Source organism: uncultured Campylobacter sp., assembly GCF_937949835.1.
Classification (GTDB): domain Bacteria; phylum Campylobacterota; class Campylobacteria; order Campylobacterales; family Campylobacteraceae; genus Campylobacter_B.
The window spans coordinates 1-3,027 of sequence record NZ_CALEDC010000491.1 but is presented as its reverse complement, the minus strand read 5'-3'; the positions used below and the strand labels follow the sequence as shown (position 1 = coordinate 3,027).

The window sequence follows — 3,027 nt, the reverse complement described above, 5'->3', positions numbered from 1 at the left end:
GATGGATAACTTCATCGTAGTAAGCGAGCCATATCCTGGACTAAGCGCGAAGGTAGCCGATCTAATCCTGCCAACCGCGATGATCTACGAAAAATGGGGCGCATACGGCAATGCCGAGCGCAGAACTCAGTGGTGGAGACAGCAAGTCCTTCCTGTGGGCGATGCGATGAGCGATACGTGGCAGATGCTAGAGTTTTCCAAGCGCTTCAAACTCAAGGATTTCTGGGGCGAGGTTAAAGTAAATGATAAGCTTACGCTTCCAAACGTATTAGATAAAATTTCAGAATTCGGCTATACTCCAGAGACTACACTATTTGAAGTGCTCTTTGCAAACAAAGACGCTCAGGCTTTCGCGGCAAAAGATCCGATTATGGCAAGCTTCGATAACTCCGAAGTAAACGGCGACTCTCGTAGCGTAATTGGCAGCGACGGCAAAGAATTTAAAGGATATGGCTTTTTCATCCAAAAATATCTCTGGGAGGAATACCGAAAATTCGGTACCGGTCACGGACACGACCTAGCTGATTTCGATACATATCACCGAGTGCGTGGTCTTAGGTGGCCGGTCGTAGACGGCAAAGAAACGCTTTGGCGCTTTAACGCCCAATACGATCCTTATGCTAAAAAAGCGGCTCCGGATAGCGACTTCGCCTTCTACGGCAACGCAAAAGCTGCGCTTCCTAGTGGCGATCTGAAATCCGCAACTTCGGGCGAAGAGAAAACCAGCCTTGCCAATAAAGCTAAAATTTTCTTCCGTCCATATATGGATCCTGTAGAAGTGCCAAGCGAGGAATATCCTTTCTGGCTATGTACGGGTCGCGTACTGGAGCACTGGCATACGGGCACTATGACTATGCGCGTGTCGGAGCTTTATCGCGCCGTGCCAGAAGCAAGATGCTATATGAACGAAGCCGACGGCGCCAAAATCGGCGTACAACAAAACGAAATCGTCTGGATCGAGTCGCGCCGCGGCAAAGTCAAAGCGCGCGTGGACTTTCACGGACGTAACATTCCGCCGAAGGGACTTATTTTCGTGCCGTTTTTTGACGAGAAGGTTTATATCAACCGCGTCACGCTCGATCATACCTGCCCGCTTTCAAAAGAGACCGACTACAAAAAATGCGCGGTTAAAATTTACAAGGCGTAAATTATGGATAGGCGTGAGGTCTTAGGCATTCTTTCTTTAGCTGCGGGCGTAGGCGTTTTGGGGCTCGGAGTCGCAAACTCCGGCGAGCACGCCAAACTCCGCCCGCCCGGAGCTATAAGCGAGAAAGAATTTCTTAGCAAATGCCTAAGGTGCGGACTTTGTGTCGAGGCGTGCCCCTTTGATACGCTTAAGCTTGCGAGCTTTTGTGATCATGCTATTGCAAACGGCACACCGTTTTTCATCCCGCGCGAAATTCCGTGCTATATGTGCGACGACATACCTTGCGTCGCGGCCTGTCCTAGCGACGCACTAGATAAAAGCTTAGTAAGCGAAGACTCCAAGCTTAACGTGCGTCTATCCAAAATGGGCGTTGCGGTCATAGATACCGAGCATTGCATCGCTTATGCGGGTATCCAATGCGACGCGTGCGTGCGAAACTGCCCCGTAATTGACAAGGCGCTCAGGATCGATTACCGCCACAACAACCGCACCGAAAAGCACGCCCTACTCGTGCCTGTAGTAGATAGTAACTACTGCACGGGCTGCGGTAAGTGCGAGCATGCCTGCGTCACGAAAAAGGCGTCGATCAGCGTCGTGGAGCGCGAGCGCGTCATAGGAATTTCCAGCGATAACTACGTCAAAGGCTGGATCAAGGGCGACGACGCGAAGCTAAAGGACGCAGACACCAAAATCAAGCTCGATCCGCAAAAGAGCAAGGACTACTTAAACGAGGACGATCTAATGGAGGGGGCTAGGCAATGAAATACACTATTTTAAGGCGTTTGAGCCAAATTTCTATTCTAGTCCTTTTTATTTTAGGAAATAATTTCGCCTTCAAGGCCGCGAGCGAAAATGGAATTTTATCCGGAATTCTAAAGGGCAATTTAAGCTCGTCGAAACTTTTGGGTACGATTAATCTAAGCGATCCGTTTGCGACGGCGCAGATGCTGTTAGCTAGCTTTTCTTTGGGCGCTACGGCGGTTATCGGAGCGGTTATCGTAGGCGCATTTTATGCGCTCATAGCGCCGCGATTATATTGCTCGTGGGTTTGCCCGATAAATTTACTAACCGATCTTGCCGCGTGGCTTCGTAAAAAATTTGGCGTGCACACCAAAATTTTAAACGTAAATCGCAAAGCTCGCTACGTCCTAGCGGTGCTAGCGCTTGTTTGCAGCGGAGCTTTTGGCTTTGCGGCGTTTGAGAGCGTAAATTTTATCTCGCTTTTCGCGCGCGCCGTCATATCGCTGAGCGCCAGTGCATTTGCAATCGCGCTACTGATCGTAGTTTTTGAAATTTTCGCAGGCGATCGCACGATCTGCTCGCGGCTATGCCCGCTCGGCGGATTTTGGGCTGCGCTTAGCTATTTTAGCGTCATTCGCGTTCGCCACGAGGTTGATAAATGCACGATGTGCGGCAAATGCAAAATGGTCTGCCCCGAAGTGCAGGTACTTAAGATGGTCGGGCGCGAAAATGGGCGCGTTAGCAGCGAGTGTATCAGCTGCGGACGCTGCATCGACGTATGCGACGACGATGCGTTAAATTTTAGTATATTAGGAGTGAAAAAATGAAAAAAATGGTTTTAGGCTTGGCTCTTGCATGCTGTGCGGCACTATTTGCTGCAGACAAGACGGCTTCTATAGATGCCGATAGCTTGGGCTTTATAAAAAGCGTGGACGAATCGGTGCAAAATAAAAATTCCCTGCCCGATTTCAAATATAGCGAGGATGCTCCGGGCGCCGCTTCAAAGATCGAGCGCAGCTTCGAAAACGCTCCGCCGCTCATACCGCACAGCCTAGAGGGGCTCGTGCCGATCACAAAGGATAACAATATGTGCGTAACCTGCCATATGCCCGATGTCGCTAAGGATGTAGGCTCTACGC

At 50.1% G+C, this 3,027-nt stretch carries 4 protein-coding genes; all 4 read left to right on the top strand.

Annotated features, from left to right (window positions below; translation table 11 throughout):
- Positions 1-1,147, top strand: a 1,147-nt coding sequence (locus Q0256_RS10895) for a molybdopterin dinucleotide binding domain-containing protein (protein ID WP_297963021.1), incomplete at its 5' end; no start/stop codon positions are given.
- Between the two features lie 3 nt (positions 1,148-1,150).
- Positions 1,151-1,909: a ferredoxin-type protein NapG gene (napG, locus tag Q0256_RS10890; protein WP_297963019.1), complete on the top strand. Its 759-nt coding sequence runs from the start codon at positions 1,151-1,153 to the stop codon at positions 1,907-1,909.
- Positions 1,906-2,715: a quinol dehydrogenase ferredoxin subunit NapH gene (gene napH / locus Q0256_RS10885; RefSeq protein ID WP_297963016.1), complete on the top strand. Its 810-nt coding sequence runs from the start codon at positions 1,906-1,908 to the stop codon at positions 2,713-2,715. The genes napG and napH overlap by 4 nt, the downstream gene beginning before the upstream one ends.
- A partial coding sequence (locus tag Q0256_RS10880; RefSeq protein ID WP_297963013.1) for a nitrate reductase cytochrome c-type subunit occupies positions 2,712-3,027 on the top strand: 316 nt, incomplete at its 3' end. The genes napH and Q0256_RS10880, both read left to right, overlap by 4 nt.